This is a genomic window from Paenibacillus selenitireducens (genome assembly GCF_002021565.1).
GTDB classification, from domain to species: Bacteria; Bacillota; Bacilli; order Paenibacillales; family Paenibacillaceae; genus Paenibacillus_K; species Paenibacillus_K selenitireducens.
In genome coordinates this window covers 384730-401082 of the sequence record NZ_MSZX01000005.1, presented here as the reverse complement: position 1 = coordinate 401082, position 16353 = coordinate 384730, and the positions used below count along the sequence as shown (strand labels likewise).

Genomic DNA, 16353 nt, shown 5'->3' with positions numbered 1-16353 from the left:
ATCACAAATCAAAAAGGACAGTTTATTCGCTGGAATAACTGTCCTTTTTGTTTAATGAACGAAAGCCATGGAACTAGTTCATTTTGGGTTTATTATTTCCACCAGGAGCTTGGTTGTTACCTGTACCTGGGCCACCGTTGGAGCCAGAGCCGCCACCTTGATTGCCTGTTCCTCCACCTTGTGAACCCATACCGCCACCTTGACCGCCTGTTCCTCCGCCTTGTGAACCAGAGCCACCGCCGTATCCACCCGTTCCTCCACCTTGGGATCCCATGCCGCCACCTTGACCGCCTGTTCCTCCGCCTTGTGAACCAGAGCCACCGCCGTATCCACCAGTTCCTCCGCCTTGGGATCCCATGCCGCCACCTTGACCCCCTGTTCCTCCACCTTGGGAACCAGCACCGCCGCCATATCCGCCTTGGCCTCTACCTGGTCCGCCAGTTCCTCCACCTTGCGAACCCATGCCGCCACCTTGGCCACCTGTTCCGCCACCGCGGTATCCACCGGTACCTTTTCCACCTTTTCCACCTTTTGAACCAGATTCGTTGCCAAATCCGTTATCTTTACTAGGTCCTGTATGTACCCATTGGACTTGATGCTTCCCTTCAGCGAATATAGCGCCTGAACTAAATGCGAGTGAAGTCGTCAGAATCACTCCTGCAGCAACATATGCAAATCGATTGTTCATATGAGCTCTCCTTTTCGTTGTTAATATCGTTTGAGCAGCTTGCACCATAATAAATTGCCCAAATAACCGAAATTATACAAGGGAAAAGCGAGAATTCCGCAAAATTTTTTCCAAATACATAGATTGCAATTGAACGGGTTGTTCTTTCGTCATCCCTAAACCGTTCTCAATAAAACCTTCAATGGACCCGTATTCTTCTTTCATCGTATCCAAATCAGCCTGTAAATAAGACTCCCTTATGCTCTACAGAGTCTTGTGTATACTTGCCTTAAACCTGTTGTTTATGCTGCACAGAAGGTTGAACCGATGATTTCGCTTGTACTTCCGACAAACTCCCGCCTGATGTTAAGGCAAAAACCAGGATGGATAACGCGCAAATACGAATAGATGCTTTGATCATGGTGATATAACCTCATTCCAGTTGGATTTGACCTCATTATCCGCCCCGAGGATGAAGAGAATATTAAGCATTGTTAGACGAATGTCATCTTCTTCTGTAGATATTGTAAAAAGACAAAGAACCCGATCCATGTAATGTAGGGATCCCGCCAACAAAACGCGGAAAATGTACGCTAAGCAATTATAAGGAAAAAGCCGGAATTTCCGTACGCTAAGGAGTTCCGGCTTCTGTAATGTTTCTACTAGCTATCCAGTCCAAAGGTTGACTGTACAAGATATCCTCATTTAGACCCTGACATATTCTTTATATCTTTGAGAAAACCTGCCTCATCTGTTCACGTTGCAGCATGAAGACGGCCAGACCGAAAGCCAGCGCAGTGTAACCGCAAAGCACAGCAAAGCCAGCCCATGGTGTCAACGGGTAATATCCCATCTGCGGTACATAGGCGCCGATTACCTGTGGGTACTCCGTTAAGCTCTGCTGGATCGCGAACCCAGCAGCTGGGGTGAGTTTTAACAGCCACTGTGATGCGCCTGGGAGCAGAACGTTAGCAAGGATGTAGGGGAGGACGACTGCCGCAATACTGGCAATCACCGCCACGATCCTACGCCGGAATAAGGCAGCGAGGGCGAGTGAAAAAATAGCAACTACGGCGAGGAGTGCAGCGGTACCAAGTAGTACACGCAACTCGGTAAACAGAGTTACAGGAAGTATTTGAATTCCGTTTGAGAGCAGGATTTGCCTGCATAGTGAAACTGTAACTATAACGGCAGCCAGCCCGACAACAAACGTGACGGTACCCAGCACAATAGCCTTCGCTGCCAGCACCCGGTCTTGCCGTGTACTCGTAGGTTGAGTGTTGCGAGTCAAGCCTCGTCGATTTTCGGTGGTGACAAACAGCACCGCCACAATAATCACTGCTATCAGCCCGAATAACACACCAATAAGGAATTGCTCAATACGCCAGTTACCATTAGTTCCAGTTTGCGGCGCGATGTCACCAACTCCCGTTACTGTGAACCGACTACCAGACTCCTCCACCCCGCCTGGGTGATGCGGCGTCTTCCCATCGGGTTCCATGTCGACGCCCACATCGTCACGGCTCCATGGGCCTTGTAGGTTGACCTGGTCGAAGACGGCCGTGACCTCACTAAAGCGGGCCGCATACCCGACACCGTCGAACCTGAGGTCACCGGGGGAAGCAGCAAACATTCCGATCTGCACTATGTCCGGCAGATCCATCTGAACCGTGTCGATCTTGATCCACTGCTTGCCATCAAAGGACTCGTAGCCGATCAGCATGTCCCCCTCGCGGGTGAGCCGCAGCCAGCGGGGAGAGTTCTCCGAAACGCCACCCGGCCGACTAGCCGTGTCGTGGGTGAAGTTGTGCTGCATGTGCACACCATGCTCGGCGGTGACCATTACCCCCACATACGGCGCACCCTGGCGAACACCATCCTTGATCATGATACCGGCCTTCGCCCATGGTACCATTCCTGGCACGGGATTGGGGCCAGGCCCGATCGTGCCGCTAGGTGGAGGTTCCTTGATCCGGCCCGTCATCGAGGTCAGCCGGACCGTGATACTGCCGTCTCCCGTCAGCGGCTTATGCACAAAGTAGAACTTATCGGTCACCGCTTCGCCATCCGGCCCCACCAGAATAGGGGGAGAGCCACCTCCGTTCGAACTGGTGACAGAGATGAACAGACCCGGTAGCATGATGAGTAGAACCGCGCTTACAATTCCGATCACCAAGCCGCGGTTTTTTAGGAAATTAGTCCACTCTGCGCGCAGCAATTTCGCGAAGCCATCGGCCTCTGTGTTTATTGTCTGTTTAAAAGTCATCGCTTTGCCTCCTTAACCGGCTATCCTGTACCGATAACCTTGATACTCACGATAACTTAGGCAAGGTTAAATGACGGTTAATTTTTTGGCAGTATAACTGTTACTTTTGTAAAAACATCAATTTCACTCTCAAATAAAATTTCTCCTTTGTGCTTTTCTATGATGGTTTTTACGATGGAAAGCCCAAGCCCACTGCCTCCCAATTCCCTAGAACGGGAGGCGTCAATTCTATAGAATGGCTCGAAGATATTTTCCAATTCCTCCTCAGGAATGCCGATGCCGTTATCCTTGATATTGACAGTCACAAAATCATCATTCTGGGCTGCCGTAACCACAACTTCTTCGTTCAATTTATTGTATTTCACGGCGTTCTGAACAAGATTCAAGAAAGCTCTTTGCAAAAGCACTTTTTCACCGAATAGCATAATATCTGAGATATTGTTTTTTATGCGGACATTTTTAACTTTGCTGTTTTCCGATAATGCCAAAATAATATCTTCAAACATATCTTTCGCATCAAAACTTTCACAGATATCAGCATTAATGGCGTTATTCATCTTCAGCAAATCATATACCAGGGTACTCAGCCGCTGGGCGTTTGTAAGGGTATCGTCCAAAACCTCTTTATATTCCTGAACAGAAGGATTTTTATCCAGTTGTAACACCTCAATATTCGCAATAATACCGGCAAGTGGCGTTTTTAGCTCATGGGCAGCATTTGCCGCAAATTGTTTTTGATGATTAAATGATTTCTCCAATTTCAAAATCATATGGTTAAAGGACGCTGCGAGCCTTGCGACTTCGTCATTCGTGTCAAAACCTTCAAGGCGCTGGAACAGCTTGTTTTCGTCAATAGTTTCAATACGCTTGGTTAGATCGGCGACCGGTTTTAACGTCTTTCCAGCGACGAAATAAGATGCGGCCGTACCTAATACGATCATAATGAACATATAAACGACGCTGGCGTAAGTGAAATTATTGTTTATTCTATCAGTTACGGGTGGCTCCTTAGATAGATTCGACGGTGAAGTATTGAAATTATAGTCTTCAGCAGGTACCGAGTACATTTTTTGCGCCGTAAAAACAGATGAAGCCGTCAGCAGTACACAGATGGTTGTCAGAACAACCGTAGTCAAAATGGTAAGCCTTACCCGCAAGGGGAACTTATTTAGTAGTATCATCAGCAAACTCCTTTGAGATGAAATACCCAAGCCCTCTCGTGTTGTTAATCAGTTCCTTATCCCCGATATATTTTGCCAGTTTCTTTTTCAAGGAATTGATATGTACCTTGAAAGAGTTGGAGAACAAATCCGCCTCGCTGTCCCAAACATGCTCAATCAGCTCTTCGGCGCTCACAATTCGGTCTTTATTCATAAAGAGGTATTCAAGTATGGAGTATTCCTTCTTTGTCAACTCAACCTTTTGTTCATTCACAGTAACACACTTTAGAGCGGTATCGAGCTTAACATTTTCATGCGTATGGACAGAATCCTTTTGAATAAACTCCCGGCGGAGCAATGCGCGGATACGGGCCTCAAGCTCTTTGAAATGAAAGGGTTTTGACAGATAATCATTTGCTCCGGCATCAAGCCCGGAAATTTTGTCCTCGACTTCCGCTCTTGCGGATAAAATCAACACCCGAAGCCCCTTATTTGTTTTTCGAACTTCTTTTAGAACATCCATTCCGTTCATTTTAGGTAGATTCAGGTCGAGCACAACCAGATCATAGGGATATATATCGATAAGCTCCAAAGCTTGCTTGCCATCGTTTGCCGGATCAACAGCATAACCATATTTTTTCAACCCATTGCACAAAGCTTTTTGCAAGGACATTTCATCCTCAACAACTAAAACTCTCATTTCTCCACCTCCGTTATATAATCCTATATAATTATACACAATTTTCCAACACGCAGCCTCGTTGATGGTTTTTGACGATTACGTTTAAGCAGATGCAACTTGTCGATCCGATTCTTCCGGATTGGGTCAGCCAAGTTTGATTTTATAAAATGTTTTTGCCATAGACACCCATTTTTCAAAGCAAAGGACGTTGAAAAACTTACGGTGTACCGGGATCATGACGAAGACACAGTTAGAGACGCATAATAGCTTTTTGGGGAGCGGAATTTACATGAGGGCGAAGCCATTATTTTAAGGCCAGAGTAGTAGCCGTCGAAAGAAGAGAGCATAGAAGAAATCAATTGTACAGAAAAAATACAGATGAAGTGGGTGATATGAAGCATGAGCAGGATCGATGCGTTTTCTGCCTACCTCAAAGCGAGCAATAAAAGCCTAAACACGATTAAAGGATATATCCTGGACTACCTTTCGAGCGAGGTACTACGGCGAAAAATTCACCGGGGTTTGAACAAAGGCGAAGCCATGAACTCTTTGGCCAGAGCAATATTTTTCGGTAAACATGGCGAGCAACGTGAACGCGCTCTGCAAGACCAACTCCAACGAGCCAGCGCATTAAATATCCTTATCAATGCGATCAGTGTCTGGAATACGGTCTATTTGACCTAAGCTACGGAATTTAGGAAGAGCAAGAAACAGTTGAATGAGGAATTGTTGAAGCATATTTCTCCACTTGGATGTGAACACGTTAATTTTTTAGGTGAATATGAGTTTGATTTGAAACAAATTACTTCTTTGAAAGGTTACGACCGCTCAAACAACAATCAAATGAAGAATAATGTTATTGAAACAAAAATGATGGGCCGGATTTCCTTAGCGTACGGAATATTCGGCTTATGAAATGAATATTTCGCTTAGCGTACGTTTTTCGCGTTTTGTTGGCGGTACCCCATGTAGATCGGATTCCCTCTCGAATTAGTTAACATAATATATGTTATGTAATCTTAATGTAACAACTAGATCTCAACCATCGCTTTAATGACCCCGCTGCCAGGTTGCAACCAAGATTGAAAAGTTGGAATCATCTCGTCAAAGGATGCCCGAGCGGTATCCAAATCTAGTAAAAGAAATAAAAAGGATACCGTATCGTTTGGTATCCCTTTGCATACTTTACCCGTCTGTTGGCCGTCTATTGTATGTTTATTGAATTTCCCATTGCTTCTGTATGAAACTTGCCGATTACACGACGCTATACTTTGACATGCGTGACACTTCTTTCCCGTTAAGTTAAGCGATAAAAGCTCGCCGCATTGCTACCGAACAATTTTGCACGGTCTTCTTCGGTGAAAGATGTATCCAAGGATTGCTCAAGCAATTGTATGACCTCATCGTAATCAGCCGCCAACAAACACACTGGCCAATCGCTTCCGAACATAATCCGCTCTTTGCCAAAAAGGTTGATGGCGTGCTGAATATATTCCGTGATCTGCTCCCTCTTCCAAGCTTGGTGATCCGCTTCGGTTACCATGCCTGAGAGCTTACAATAGATATGCGGGTTTGAAGCAATCTCAGCCATTTGCGATTTCCAAGGTTCATAGACTTGTGCTGCGATTTGCGGTTTTGCGATATGATCGATGACAGCATGCAGATCGGGTACGATTCGCAGCAATTCGACGACAGAATGTAACTGCGTAGACTTACATAGCAAATCTACCGGCAACCCGATTTCCGCGAAATACTTCATCGCATGAAAATACCCAGGTGTAAGGACTTCATCGCTATCTTCCATTTCTTGAATCATGATGCGAACGCCGACGAATTTCGGATGCTGCTGGAATCTAGCAAGTTGCTCTTGATAGTCGGGTGCCAGGACATCTAACCACCCTACGACGCCCAGAATCCGTTCTGTTGAAGCGGCTAATTCTAGCATATAGTCCGTCTCAGCAAGAGTTGCGGCGGCTTGCACAACAATCGTTCCATCGATCTGATGATCCTGAAGATGTGGTTCCAAATCATCCGGCAAATAATTACGATATAACACGGGAAGCTCTGGCGTGATCCAACCATAATCATCCCGCTGTAAACTCCAATAATGCTGATGTGCATCAATTCGTCTCATCTTCATTGGGGCTTAATCACTCCTTTTTTGAGGATGAGATTGGCATATTGTGCACTTTCGCCTGTTGCCACGATGGCATAACACTTTTTGGATTCTTCATAGAAAGCGAAGCGTTCAATCTTGTCGAAGGATACAGGGTGACCCTCATGACGTTCGATGATTTGTGCATATTCATCCCAGATCGGTGTTGGGATATCATCCCCGGTAACGCGATCCATTAGAGCGACCGGCTGATCCACGTATTGATCTAAAGGAAATAGCTTGAGCATGGCATCTAATAATTCAGGTATTCCATGACCATCTGCACGAATAAGGCGCGTGGCATGACTTGCAGCTGGAAAGTTACCGTCTGCGAGAAGAATGGTATCTCCATGTCCCATTTCCATGAGTACTTTTAATAATTCTGGCGATATAAGATTTGAAATCCCTTTCAACATAGCTGACACCCTTTACATAAAATTTGTGATATTCTTATTATATCGTACGGATTTGAATAAGATATTTCGAATTTTGATATAAACATAGCAAGAATCTAGTTATCGCTTTGCATTTCGATCAATAGCTCACCTTATCCGTCTTATCGCAAGAAGCGCTTGCAAGTCCGGAACATTTCAGCCGCGTGTTTAAGCAAATGACAGGCCTATGTCTAACCGATTATATTCATGTGAAGCGGGTGATTAACGCGAAGAAGCTTCTCCATGAATCCTCATACACCATTCAAGCCATCGCGGATATGCGGGTTCGAGAGTCTTCCTCATTTTCATCGCGTATTTAAGAAGTATACCGCATTAACGCCTGGTACTTTTCGAAAAAGAGACGTAATTATTTGATGCGTTTCTCAAGCGAATACAGTTCATCTTCTAATTGCGTTGTTTTCTGGATCAAGACCGTTCTTGCATCTGCAATCCCTTTATTATAAAGATGAGGTCCTAGTTCCTTGATCATAAAATCAATAAAACCTTCAGCGGCTAGATCCCCTATGGTCTCATCCCGTTCATTCTCAAAATACATCTGGACGTTGCGAATGATCATTTCTTTCTGTTCTTTGGGTAGTTTCATTGGAATAATCATTGTTAATTCATTCTCCTTGTAGCATTCATTTATTTGGATGACCCTTTGTCCGATATGTAATTGTGTTCCCCACCGAATCGTGTTACTTCGACAACTTTCATGGCTCCACCTCTTTAATCAGCGACATAAATAACACTAATCCTTATATTTAACATCATTAAACAATCGGCTTATACCCTACTGTTGCAGGGATTCCACAAACTTCTCGGATAATAGTTAATGACGTTAATTTAATCAATCATTTTATTTAACATCATTAATATTATTCAAGATATCCCCTAACCTACACCACTTTCCTACCGGCGAATACGTTATGATGTACTTCTCTTTCTATAATAAGTTGTATTGCTCCTGCCAACAAGCTACAATTTAAGCATAGCATTCATTCAGCAATGGAGGTAATCAAACGATGGAACACTTAACACCAGAAGAAAAACAAGGTGTCTATAAAGCGATATTCAAGCGCCGAGATATTCGGACTTTCTTACCTGATCCCCTTCCGGGCGAAGCGTTAGAGAACATACTTGAAAGCGCACACCATGCACCTTCTGTCGGATTCATGCAACCCTGGAATTTCATCTTAATCGATGATCAAGACACGAAGCGTGAACTTGCTCATATCGTAGACAAAGAACGCCGTGCGTTAGCAATACATTACGAGGATACGGATAGAGACCTAAAATTCCTAGAATTGAAGATTGCCGGGATCCAAGAAGCTCCGCTGACGATCTGTGTGACATGCGACCCCTCTCGTGCAGGTGACCATGTCCTTGGAAGAAATTCGATCCCTGAGACCGATATGATGTCCGTAAGCTGTGCCATCCAGAATATGTGGCTTGCAGCATACGCAGAAGGTATTGCGATGGGATGGGTCAGCTTCTATAAGAAAAACGATGTTCGTCGAATTCTTGAGATCCCGCCGCATATCGATCCAGTCGCCCTTATCTCTCTAGGTTATACCGATTCTTATCCTGACCGTCCGATCTTGGAAATCAATGATTGGGAGCGTCGGAGAGAGTTAAATAAGCTCATTTATAATGGAAAATGGGGTAACCCCCGCGAGTAATACTCGTCTGCTTCGAAGAAATATAAAACGCCAAGTCTCCTACGATCCAGGAGGCTTGGCGTTTTTACATGGGGGCATGTCACACACTAGGGTATCAAAGACTTCGGCTCCTCTACGCTAATGTGGTTTTGCCCGCGCTTTTTAATTTGTTTTAATTGCGTAACAATAATAAAACTGATGATCACGAGTAAAAACCATGAGGTTAATTTCCCCCAATGAACCCAAGTCCAATGATGCATCTGATCCGGATATTTCCACGCTCCAAGCAAGGTTGAAATATTTTCAGCCACCCAGATAAAGAACGCGACGAGAAAATAAGACAGGATCACAGGCATATGATATCGCTCTTTCCCCACCGTAAAATATACCCTCGAACGAAAGAATGCAACGAACAAGACGGCGATCAAAATCCATCTGAAATCCATAAGAAAGTGATGGATGAAGAAATTCAGATAGATACACGCCCCGATGGATATCGCTATGATCTGCGGCGGCCAATTGTGAAAATAGATATCAAACCGCCGCCAAGCCTGGCAGAGATAACTTGCCACACTAGCATACATAAACCCGCTATATAGGGGAACGCCTCCAATCTTCGTCCATGCTTCTTCCGGATAAGACCACGATCCCATATGAACCTTATACAGTTCAAGCATGAGTCCAATGATGTGAAATAATGTGATCACCTTGAGTTCATCCCAAGTCTCCAGCTTGAATTTCAGCATCGCGACTTGTGCAAGAAGGCAAATCAATAAGATCACATCATAGCGATGAAGATATGGAATGGTGATCACCTTGGAAATGGCTAACGTCGCAAAGATAATAACGGGAAACACGCAGCTTAATGCCTGCTGCCAACCGAACAACCATAACTGCTTAACAAATTTCATCATGTAATCTCCAATTAGTTAACATAATATTATTTATGTATACTATCACGCAGGAACGTAAGAACGCCATAAAAATCTTGGAATTGATGCGCAGCTCTTGGGTCCGAATGACGAACCAGAATCGATGGAATCCCCACGGATTGAGCACCTAATACATCCGCGACAATATTATCTCCAATCATCCACACTTGCTCAGGCTCCCCTGCTTGGCGTAACGCAATACGGAAAATCTCCTGATTCGGCTTCTCATATCCCACTTCAGCCGAGTTAATGACATCTTCAATGAGCGGCTTCAACCCCAAATGTTCTACGATCACGCGCAATTCAGGCACATGATTTGATACGATATAATGCGTCCATCCCTCTGCAGCAAGTTCTCTTAACACCGGCATCGTATCCGGATACAATTCCCATCGGCTAAGATCCACATATTTATCCTTAGCAATCGCGGAGAGCGTCACAGCCAATTCAGGTGAATACCCTAGCGATATATAAATCTTCTGAAAAATCTTGCAGATGTGCTCCCACCATAACGCTGGTGTATGTAGATGGAGATGCGGAATCTCAGGCTCTTGCCACGGAAATCCTTGTTCTAAATGCGCCAAAATATCTTCTACTGTCGTCTTCTCATGCAGGTTCATCATTTGTAAAGCTTCCCACATCGATGCACTCCAAGCTCGTCCATACAGACCGTCAATTCGACCACCAAGGGTACCATCAAAATCCCAAAACAATACTTTTTTCATAACTAAACCCCCGATGAATTCAATCCTTGAACCATTTTTACATTTTAGGAGCATTCTAACACAAACCCATCGCCCAGTAAAATGGATGCGTACGCGCCGAAATGATGACCTCCCTAATTCTGGTCAATAAAAAAACCCCGTTTCACCTCAGCTGTGATGAGTTCACAGCCTTTGGAAACGGAGTCATATCTTGATTTAATTTTTCAATTGATTACCAAATACTCACTCGCTTCTCAGGCGCTACGTACATGGCATCCTTTTCCGTCACTCCATAGGTTTTATAAAATTCCGGGAAATTGGACACGGTACGGTTCACACGAACCTTATTGGCGGAATGCGTATCGACTGTCGTCAAATAGGCGGCGATTTCTCTCGTCATCGTCGAGCGCCAAATGATCGCATTTCCTTCGAAATAGGCTTTATAATCCGGATTCGCTAGCTGCGAAACCACTTGAAGAGATGCTGCCATCCCTCCGAGATCTGCGATGTTCTCACTTACGGTAAGCTGACCGTTATTATAAGCTCCAGGAACAACTTCGATACGATCATAATATGCAATGACTTCATTACATTTCTCTTGGAATTTCTTTAAATCTTCTGCAGTCCACCAATTATTCGCATTCCCATTCTCATCGTATGCAGATCCTAAGTTATCAAATGCATGGCTTATTTCATGTGCGATCACCATACCAATGGCTCCCAAGTTTGTCTCTTGCTTCGCTTTAATATCATAGAAAGGCGATTGGAGAATGCCCGCTGGGAATACGATCTCGTTATTCAACGGATTGTAGTACGCATTTACATCATACACACTCATGATCCAGTCACTTTTATCGACGGCTTTCCCCAGTGAAGCTCTCTGTTCATTATTTTTAGCTAGACTGATCGCGACCGTATTCGCAAACAATGAACCGCCTTTATCATAGGTTGAAATCGATACCTGATCCAGTGTCTTCTTCCATTGATCTGGGTATCCAATCTTGATCGTCATCTTTTCTAGCTTCTTTATCGCCTTCGCCTTGGTTGCATCGGACATCCAATCTAGGGACTGGATCCGCTTCTCATACGCGGTAACGAAACTATGTACCATTTGTTCGACATCTTTTTTCGCTTCTTTAGAAAAATGTTTTTCTGCGAACGCTTGCCCTAAATAATCACTTAGTGCAGATTTCGTCACACTGACAGCGATTTGCTCATCCGTTCTTTTCCCCTCAATCCCATACATTTGAGCGGAGAACTGATTGCTTGCCTCTCTGAATTTATCCGACAGCAGGGCTCCCGAGCTCATCAGCAATCTTGCTTTGGCGTAAGATTTCAGCGTGCCTAAGTTCTCTTCTTTCAAGAGTTCAGCTGATTTCTTGGCTAATCCAACATCCGTCACAATGATCTTATCTACTTGAGATAACTGAAGAGATTTTAAGAAGCCTGCTACATCAACCGTTGGATATAACGCTGTAAATTTATCAATGGCGTATAGATTGTAATATTTGTTCACATCGCCTTGATCTTGAATGTCCAGCGAAGCGGATGCAAGCTCCTTCTCCATATTGAATACAGCCGTTGCGTGTTCCTTCGCAGCTTGTTCCTTCTCACCTGACAACACAAAAAGCTGAGCGATATAATTGATGTACGTATTCTTCGTTTTTTCATCGCCCGAAACATAGCTGTTCTTATCAAGCCCTGCTGCCAAGCCTGTTGCATACAGCGCATTCGTTGAACTATTCTTCGCATCAGCCATGACAGCGAATTGCAGCAAAGTGCCGATGCCTGTTGCAACTTCAAGATCTGTTCCCGCTTGGAACAATTCCTTCAGCGAAGTTGCATTGTCAAAAGCACGCAGATACCCAGCAATAGGTTCAATGCCTTGTTTATTGCGTTGTTCCGCATCAAGCGCGGATTTGTAATAGTCTGCGATCTTCTGTTCTTTAGAGCCTTGCGGGTTCTGCTTCTTCACCAGCTCATCAATGATGTCCTTGATCTTATCATCGTTGGTTTTCATCAATTCATTAAAAACACCATTGCCCATTTCCCCAGCAGGGATCGTGGAATCATTCAACCATTTCTTATTAATGAATTCATAATAATCATCTCGCGCATTGGAGCCTTCCAATGCAATAACACGATTCACGAATGTTCGTAATTGTTCACTAGTTACTTTATCCGATACACCAAGCCGGCCGTCTGGATACCCGCTCACAACACCAGCTGCTGTAAGCTTAGCTAATTCTGGCTGCGCCCAAGCAGGGATATCGGTAAATGTGGCTGCTGTGTTCCCCACACGAAGATCATTACCTTTTGGTGCTGGTAAGTCCGAAAAAGCTCGATTAAGCATAATAAGTGCTTCAATTCGGGACACGGGTTGATCTTCGTTCAAGTTCCCTTGTCCATATCCTTTGAGAATATCTTCCTTCTTCACCGCGGGGTTGTAATCATCAGCAGCATTCAGCAAATAATCGACAACCTGTCCTCTTGTCACATACGATTCTGTCTCTTGAGCGAATGCCGATAGCGGCAACATCGTGATTAACAGCGTCGTACATAACCATACTGCAAGTTTCTTCATTCTTACGCCTCCCTCAATTTGATTCATCTATCATTCAACGCTGATGCCTTACGCTGCAACTCGAATGTAAGTTCTCAGCTTTTGAACGTTCTGTGATATTACCGTTTCCCAGCTAGGCATCCAAATGCTTCGTACAGTTGTATAATTCGCATGCCCAACCGTCATTCTTCTTGATTAGCTTCGTTAACGACGTATTAAGCAAATGACCACGCTCTTCATCCTTAGGCAGGAGCCCATTTAGCGTATAACCCAATAATGTACCATGACTAACAACCAATACACGTTTACCTGCATATCGATCCGCTAATTCTTCGAGACATGCACTTCCACGATTTCGACAAGACGCTTCACTCTCAAGTCCTAATTCCATATTATACCAGTCATTACCCCATTTAGCGACGCGTTCGGATTCCGTCGTTCCATCCAATAATCCTCCGGAAATTTCACGAAGTCGTTCATCCACGAGTACGGTTTCAATGCCAAGTTGTTCTGCCACAATCTCTGCTGTCTGTTTTGCTCTCATCAAGTCACTTGAAACAATAACATCCCATGGCTCTGTGTTAAGTCGACGAGCCAGGGCTTGTGCTTGGAGAATCCCTTCTTCCGCAAGCGGCACATCACGATGTCCTTGAAATCGCCCTTCTTGATTCCACGGTGTTATGCCGTGTCTAATAATTCCTATCATGCTCAATGTATGTACCTCCCAGCCGTTAGGCATGAAAAAAGGAAAGCCGCATAGCCTCCCTGTTCGAATCGAAATATGATTTTCATGCGCTGACGTGATTCATCCTCTTATTTTACGATAAACGCATGGCAATTACCAGCATTCTACATTTTTCATAACCAAAAGCTTAAATCAATCCAAATTCTCTACCTACCCTGGCGATCACATCTAAGGCAAATGCGAGATCTGCATCCGTATGTTTGGCCGTGACGATCAGCCGGACTCTCCCTTGATCTTGAGCCACTGTAGGATAGACGATACCTTGGGCAAATAGCCCTTCGTCTAATAATCGATCCGAGAATCTCATGGTAATTGCAGGTTCTCCAATCATAATCGGAATAATTGGCGTTTCACTTGCACCCGTATTGAATCCCAAATGAATTAGGGACTGTCGGAAAGCTGTCGTATTCTGCCACAAGCGATCTTGCAATACAGAGCTCTGCTTCAGCACCCGGATCGCCGCTAGACATGCCGCAGCGATACTTGGGGGTGCTGAAGTCGAGAATAGAAACGGTCTTGCTTTATGAATGAGATAGTCCTTTAACACTTGCGACGTCGCTACATATCCACCCACGACACCGATCGCTTTGGACAAGGTCCCTACTTGAATATGGACCCTCCCATGTAACGAAAAATGATCCGTCGATCCCTTGCCATGCTTCCCAAGAACCCCGCTGGCATGGGCATCATCCACATACACCAACGCATCATACTGTTCAGCTAATTCAACAATTTGCGGTAAGGGTGCAATATCTCCATCCATGCTAAAAACGCCGTCCGTCACAATGATACGCTGTTCAAAGGAAGAACACTGCTTGAGCACATCCTCTAATTGATCCATGTCTTTATGAGCGTAAATTTTGCGCTGTGCTTTCGTCAATCGAATCCCATCGATAATACTTGCATGATTCAATGCATCACTGATAACAACATCATTTTCGCTCAAAATGGAGCCTAATACGCCTTGGTTGGTCGTAAATCCAGATTGAAAGGTTAGCACAGCTTCCGTCTGCTTAAATTGGGCAAGTTCTTGTTCGAGTTGATCATGCAAATCTAGCGTCCCTGTGATCGTTCGGACGGATCCGCTGCCGACACCATAGGTCTCAATGGCTTCGAGTGCGGCTGCCTTTAACGCGGGGTGATCGGTCAATCCCAAATAATTATTGGATGACATTTGAAGCACTTGCCTTCCGTTCAATTCCATCCATGTTCCAGAACCGCTATTCCACACCGTTAAAGGCCGATATCTCCCCTCTCGTCGCCATTGATCCAATTCCTGCGTCAACCGATTCCAGTGAGCCATGTCAGATCTCCCCTTCCGCTAATCATGATTGAAGACAATTTTTCCGCATTGACCCGTACGCATCAATTGGAAGGCTTCTTCATATTCAGTCAGCTTCATCGAATGCGTAACAAGCGGTGTCAAATCAATGCGCCCGGTATCCAGCAGCCCTTTCATTTGATACCATGTTTGATACATGCGCCGGCCTGTAATTCCGTCAATATGCAGCCCTTTGAAAATGATATGTCTGGCGAAATCCAGGGTCACTTCCCGACTCGGAATACCAAGCAGCGATACACGGCCTGAATGCGCAGCGGCTTCGAAGCCATCGCGGATTGCTTCAGGATGACCAGACATCTCAAGTACGACCTCAGCACCTTCACCGCCTGTGAGTTCTCGCAGTCGCTCGGCCATGGATTCCATGCGGCTATTTACGATCGCATCCGCTCCAAGCTTGACCGCGAGCGCTAACCGATACTCGTTCACATCAACCGCGATCACCTTACCTGCTCCACATGCTTTGGCAACTGCTGCCGCCATAAGACCAATCGGCCCGGCACCAATGATCGCGACCGATTTACCAACAATATCCCCCGTAAGAACCGTCTGGACGGCATTACCCAGCGCATCTTGTAAGCAAGCTAACTCGAAAGGAAGTGCTTTCGAGTTAGGGATTACATTCGAAGCCTGCACCAGTGCATATTCCGCGAAGCAGCCAGGTGCGGTGATTCCGAAGCTGCGCGTATGGGGGCAGACATGAGAATTCCCCGTTCGGCAAGCTTTACAAATCCCGCATACCATATGACCTTCGGCCGAAATATGATCTCCAATATGAACGTTCGTCACCTGCGACCCAATATCAACGACAACCCCAGCGAATTCATGCCCGAAAACGTTCGGTGTGACCACCGTCTGTTCTGCCCACGTATCCCAATTATAGATATGTAGATCTGTGCCGCAAATCGAAGTCGCTTTAACTTGAACCAATACATCGAACGGTCCGCACACCGGGATCGGCACCTCCCGTAATACGGCACCCGGAGCCCTTTGTTCTTTTACGAGTCCCAACATCGTACCCATACGCATTCCCCCGCCTTCTACC

At 45.2% G+C, this 16353-nt stretch carries 16 protein-coding genes and 2 pseudogenes; 3 read left to right on the top strand and 15 right to left on the bottom strand.

Features of this window, described 5'->3' with window-relative positions:
* Positions 1–73 precede the first annotated feature (73 nt).
* From BVG16_RS32825 to BVG16_RS15090, 6 genes are all read right to left on the bottom strand, one after another.
* Positions 74–688, bottom strand: a complete 615-nt coding sequence (locus tag BVG16_RS32825) for a hypothetical protein (protein WP_158081703.1) — start codon at positions 686–688, stop codon at positions 74–76.
* A 72-nt stretch (positions 689–760) separates the two neighbouring features.
* Entirely contained in the window at positions 761–928 is a 168-nt protein-coding gene (locus tag BVG16_RS15105) for a tyrosine-protein phosphatase (protein ID WP_269845600.1), read from the bottom strand.
* 28 nt (positions 929–956) lie between these two features.
* Complete coding sequence (locus BVG16_RS33710; protein ID WP_269845598.1) at positions 957–1088, bottom strand: hypothetical protein; 132 nt, start codon at positions 1086–1088, stop codon at positions 957–959.
* Between the two features lie 303 nt (positions 1089–1391).
* Positions 1392–2933, bottom strand: a complete 1542-nt coding sequence (locus BVG16_RS15100; protein ID WP_078499498.1) for an ABC transporter permease subunit — start codon at positions 2931–2933, stop codon at positions 1392–1394.
* Positions 2934–3010: 77 nt separating this feature from the next.
* Positions 3011–4114: a sensor histidine kinase gene (locus BVG16_RS15095; RefSeq protein ID WP_078499497.1), complete on the bottom strand. Its 1104-nt coding sequence runs from the start codon at positions 4112–4114 to the stop codon at positions 3011–3013.
* Entirely contained in the window at positions 4098–4793 is a 696-nt protein-coding gene (locus BVG16_RS15090) for a response regulator transcription factor (protein ID WP_078499496.1), read from the bottom strand. Before BVG16_RS15090 ends, BVG16_RS15095 begins: the two co-directional genes overlap by 17 nt.
* A 450-nt stretch (positions 4794–5243) precedes the next feature.
* On the opposite strand from BVG16_RS15090, the pseudogene BVG16_RS15085 reads away from it, so the two are divergent.
* Positions 5244–5690: pseudogene (locus BVG16_RS15085) on the top strand (Tn3 family transposase); the annotation flags it as partial.
* 382 nt (positions 5691–6072) lie between these two features.
* On the opposite strand, the gene BVG16_RS15080 reads toward BVG16_RS15085, so the two are convergent.
* Both BVG16_RS15080 and BVG16_RS15075 read right to left on the bottom strand, forming a co-directional pair.
* On the bottom strand, positions 6073–6915 hold the full coding sequence (locus BVG16_RS15080; RefSeq protein ID WP_078499495.1) for an amidohydrolase family protein: 843 nt from the start codon (positions 6913–6915) through the stop codon (positions 6073–6075).
* Entirely contained in the window at positions 6912–7346 is a 435-nt protein-coding gene (locus tag BVG16_RS15075; RefSeq protein ID WP_078499494.1) for an RbsD/FucU family protein, read from the bottom strand. Before BVG16_RS15075 ends, BVG16_RS15080 begins: the two co-directional genes overlap by 4 nt.
* Positions 7347–7498: 152 nt before the next feature.
* On the opposite strand from BVG16_RS15075, the pseudogene BVG16_RS34015 reads away from it, so the two are divergent.
* Positions 7499–7684 (top strand): annotated as a pseudogene (locus BVG16_RS34015) (hypothetical protein); the annotation flags it as partial.
* 47 nt (positions 7685–7731) lie between these two features.
* On the opposite strand, the gene BVG16_RS15070 reads toward BVG16_RS34015, so the two are convergent.
* Entirely contained in the window at positions 7732–7980 is a 249-nt protein-coding gene (locus BVG16_RS15070; protein WP_332888785.1) for a DUF2164 domain-containing protein, read from the bottom strand.
* A 409-nt stretch (positions 7981–8389) separates the two neighbouring features.
* Between BVG16_RS15070 and bluB the strand changes: the two genes are divergently transcribed.
* Positions 8390–9046 (top strand): 5,6-dimethylbenzimidazole synthase, encoded by a 657-nt coding sequence (bluB, locus tag BVG16_RS15065; RefSeq protein WP_078499493.1) that lies wholly within the window; start codon positions 8390–8392, stop codon positions 9044–9046.
* Positions 9047–9132: 86 nt separating this feature from the next.
* Here bluB and BVG16_RS15060 read toward each other — a convergent pair whose 3' ends face one another.
* From BVG16_RS15060 to tdh, 6 genes are all read right to left on the bottom strand, one after another.
* Positions 9133–9936: a DUF817 domain-containing protein gene (locus tag BVG16_RS15060; protein WP_078499492.1), complete on the bottom strand. Its 804-nt coding sequence runs from the start codon at positions 9934–9936 to the stop codon at positions 9133–9135.
* Between the two features lie 29 nt (positions 9937–9965).
* The gene (locus BVG16_RS15055) at positions 9966–10682 is read right to left on the bottom strand and encodes an HAD family hydrolase (protein ID WP_158081702.1); all 717 of its coding nucleotides are present in this window, start codon (positions 10680–10682) and stop codon (positions 9966–9968) included.
* 211 nt (positions 10683–10893) lie between these two features.
* Positions 10894–13245, bottom strand: coding sequence for a M13-type metalloendopeptidase (locus BVG16_RS15050; protein WP_078499490.1), 2352 nt, complete (start codon positions 13243–13245; stop codon positions 10894–10896).
* 112 nt (positions 13246–13357) lie between these two features.
* Complete coding sequence (locus BVG16_RS15045) at positions 13358–13930, bottom strand: histidine phosphatase family protein (protein ID WP_332888789.1); 573 nt, start codon at positions 13928–13930, stop codon at positions 13358–13360.
* 166 nt (positions 13931–14096) lie between these two features.
* Entirely contained in the window at positions 14097–15272 is a 1176-nt protein-coding gene (locus BVG16_RS15040) for a glycine C-acetyltransferase (RefSeq protein WP_078499488.1), read from the bottom strand.
* Between the two features lie 18 nt (positions 15273–15290).
* Positions 15291–16337 carry an L-threonine 3-dehydrogenase gene (gene tdh / locus BVG16_RS15035; protein WP_078499487.1) on the bottom strand — a complete coding sequence of 349 codons (1047 nt, stop codon included), beginning with the start codon at positions 16335–16337 and terminating at the stop codon, positions 15291–15293.
* Between the last annotated feature and the right edge of the window lie 16 nt (positions 16338–16353).

Bases quoted from the DNA above. Each gene is read 5' to 3' on its own strand.
- BVG16_RS32825 (WP_158081703.1), bottom strand. From the start codon at position 688: ATGAACAATCGATTTGCATATGTTGCTGCAGGAGTGATTCTGACGACT.
- BVG16_RS33710 (WP_269845598.1), bottom strand. From the start codon at position 1,088: ATGATCAAAGCATCTATTCGTATTTGCGCGTTATCCATCCTGGTTTTT.
- BVG16_RS15100 (WP_078499498.1), bottom strand. From the start codon at position 2,933: ATGACTTTTAAACAGACAATAAACACAGAGGCCGATGGCTTCGCGAAA.
- BVG16_RS15095 (WP_078499497.1), bottom strand. From the start codon at position 4,114: ATGATACTACTAAATAAGTTCCCCTTGCGGGTAAGGCTTACCATTTTG.
- BVG16_RS15090 (WP_078499496.1), bottom strand. From the start codon at position 4,793: ATGAGAGTTTTAGTTGTTGAGGATGAAATGTCCTTGCAAAAAGCTTTG.
- BVG16_RS15080 (WP_078499495.1), bottom strand. From the start codon at position 6,915: ATGAAGATGAGACGAATTGATGCACATCAGCATTATTGGAGTTTACAG.
- BVG16_RS15075 (WP_078499494.1), bottom strand. From the start codon at position 7,346: ATGTTGAAAGGGATTTCAAATCTTATATCGCCAGAATTATTAAAAGTA.
- BVG16_RS15070 (WP_332888785.1), bottom strand. From the start codon at position 7,980: ATGATTATTCCAATGAAACTACCCAAAGAACAGAAAGAAATGATCATT.
- bluB (WP_078499493.1), top strand. From the start codon at position 8,390: ATGGAACACTTAACACCAGAAGAAAAACAAGGTGTCTATAAAGCGATA.
- BVG16_RS15060 (WP_078499492.1), bottom strand. From the start codon at position 9,936: ATGAAATTTGTTAAGCAGTTATGGTTGTTCGGTTGGCAGCAGGCATTA.
- BVG16_RS15055 (WP_158081702.1), bottom strand. From the start codon at position 10,682: ATGAAAAAAGTATTGTTTTGGGATTTTGATGGTACCCTTGGTGGTCGA.
- BVG16_RS15050 (WP_078499490.1), bottom strand. From the start codon at position 13,245: ATGAAGAAACTTGCAGTATGGTTATGTACGACGCTGTTAATCACGATG.
- BVG16_RS15045 (WP_332888789.1), bottom strand. From the start codon at position 13,930: ATGATAGGAATTATTAGACACGGCATAACACCGTGGAATCAAGAAGGG.
- BVG16_RS15040 (WP_078499488.1), bottom strand. From the start codon at position 15,272: ATGGCTCACTGGAATCGGTTGACGCAGGAATTGGATCAATGGCGACGA.
- tdh (WP_078499487.1), bottom strand. From the start codon at position 16,337: ATGCGTATGGGTACGATGTTGGGACTCGTAAAAGAACAAAGGGCTCCG.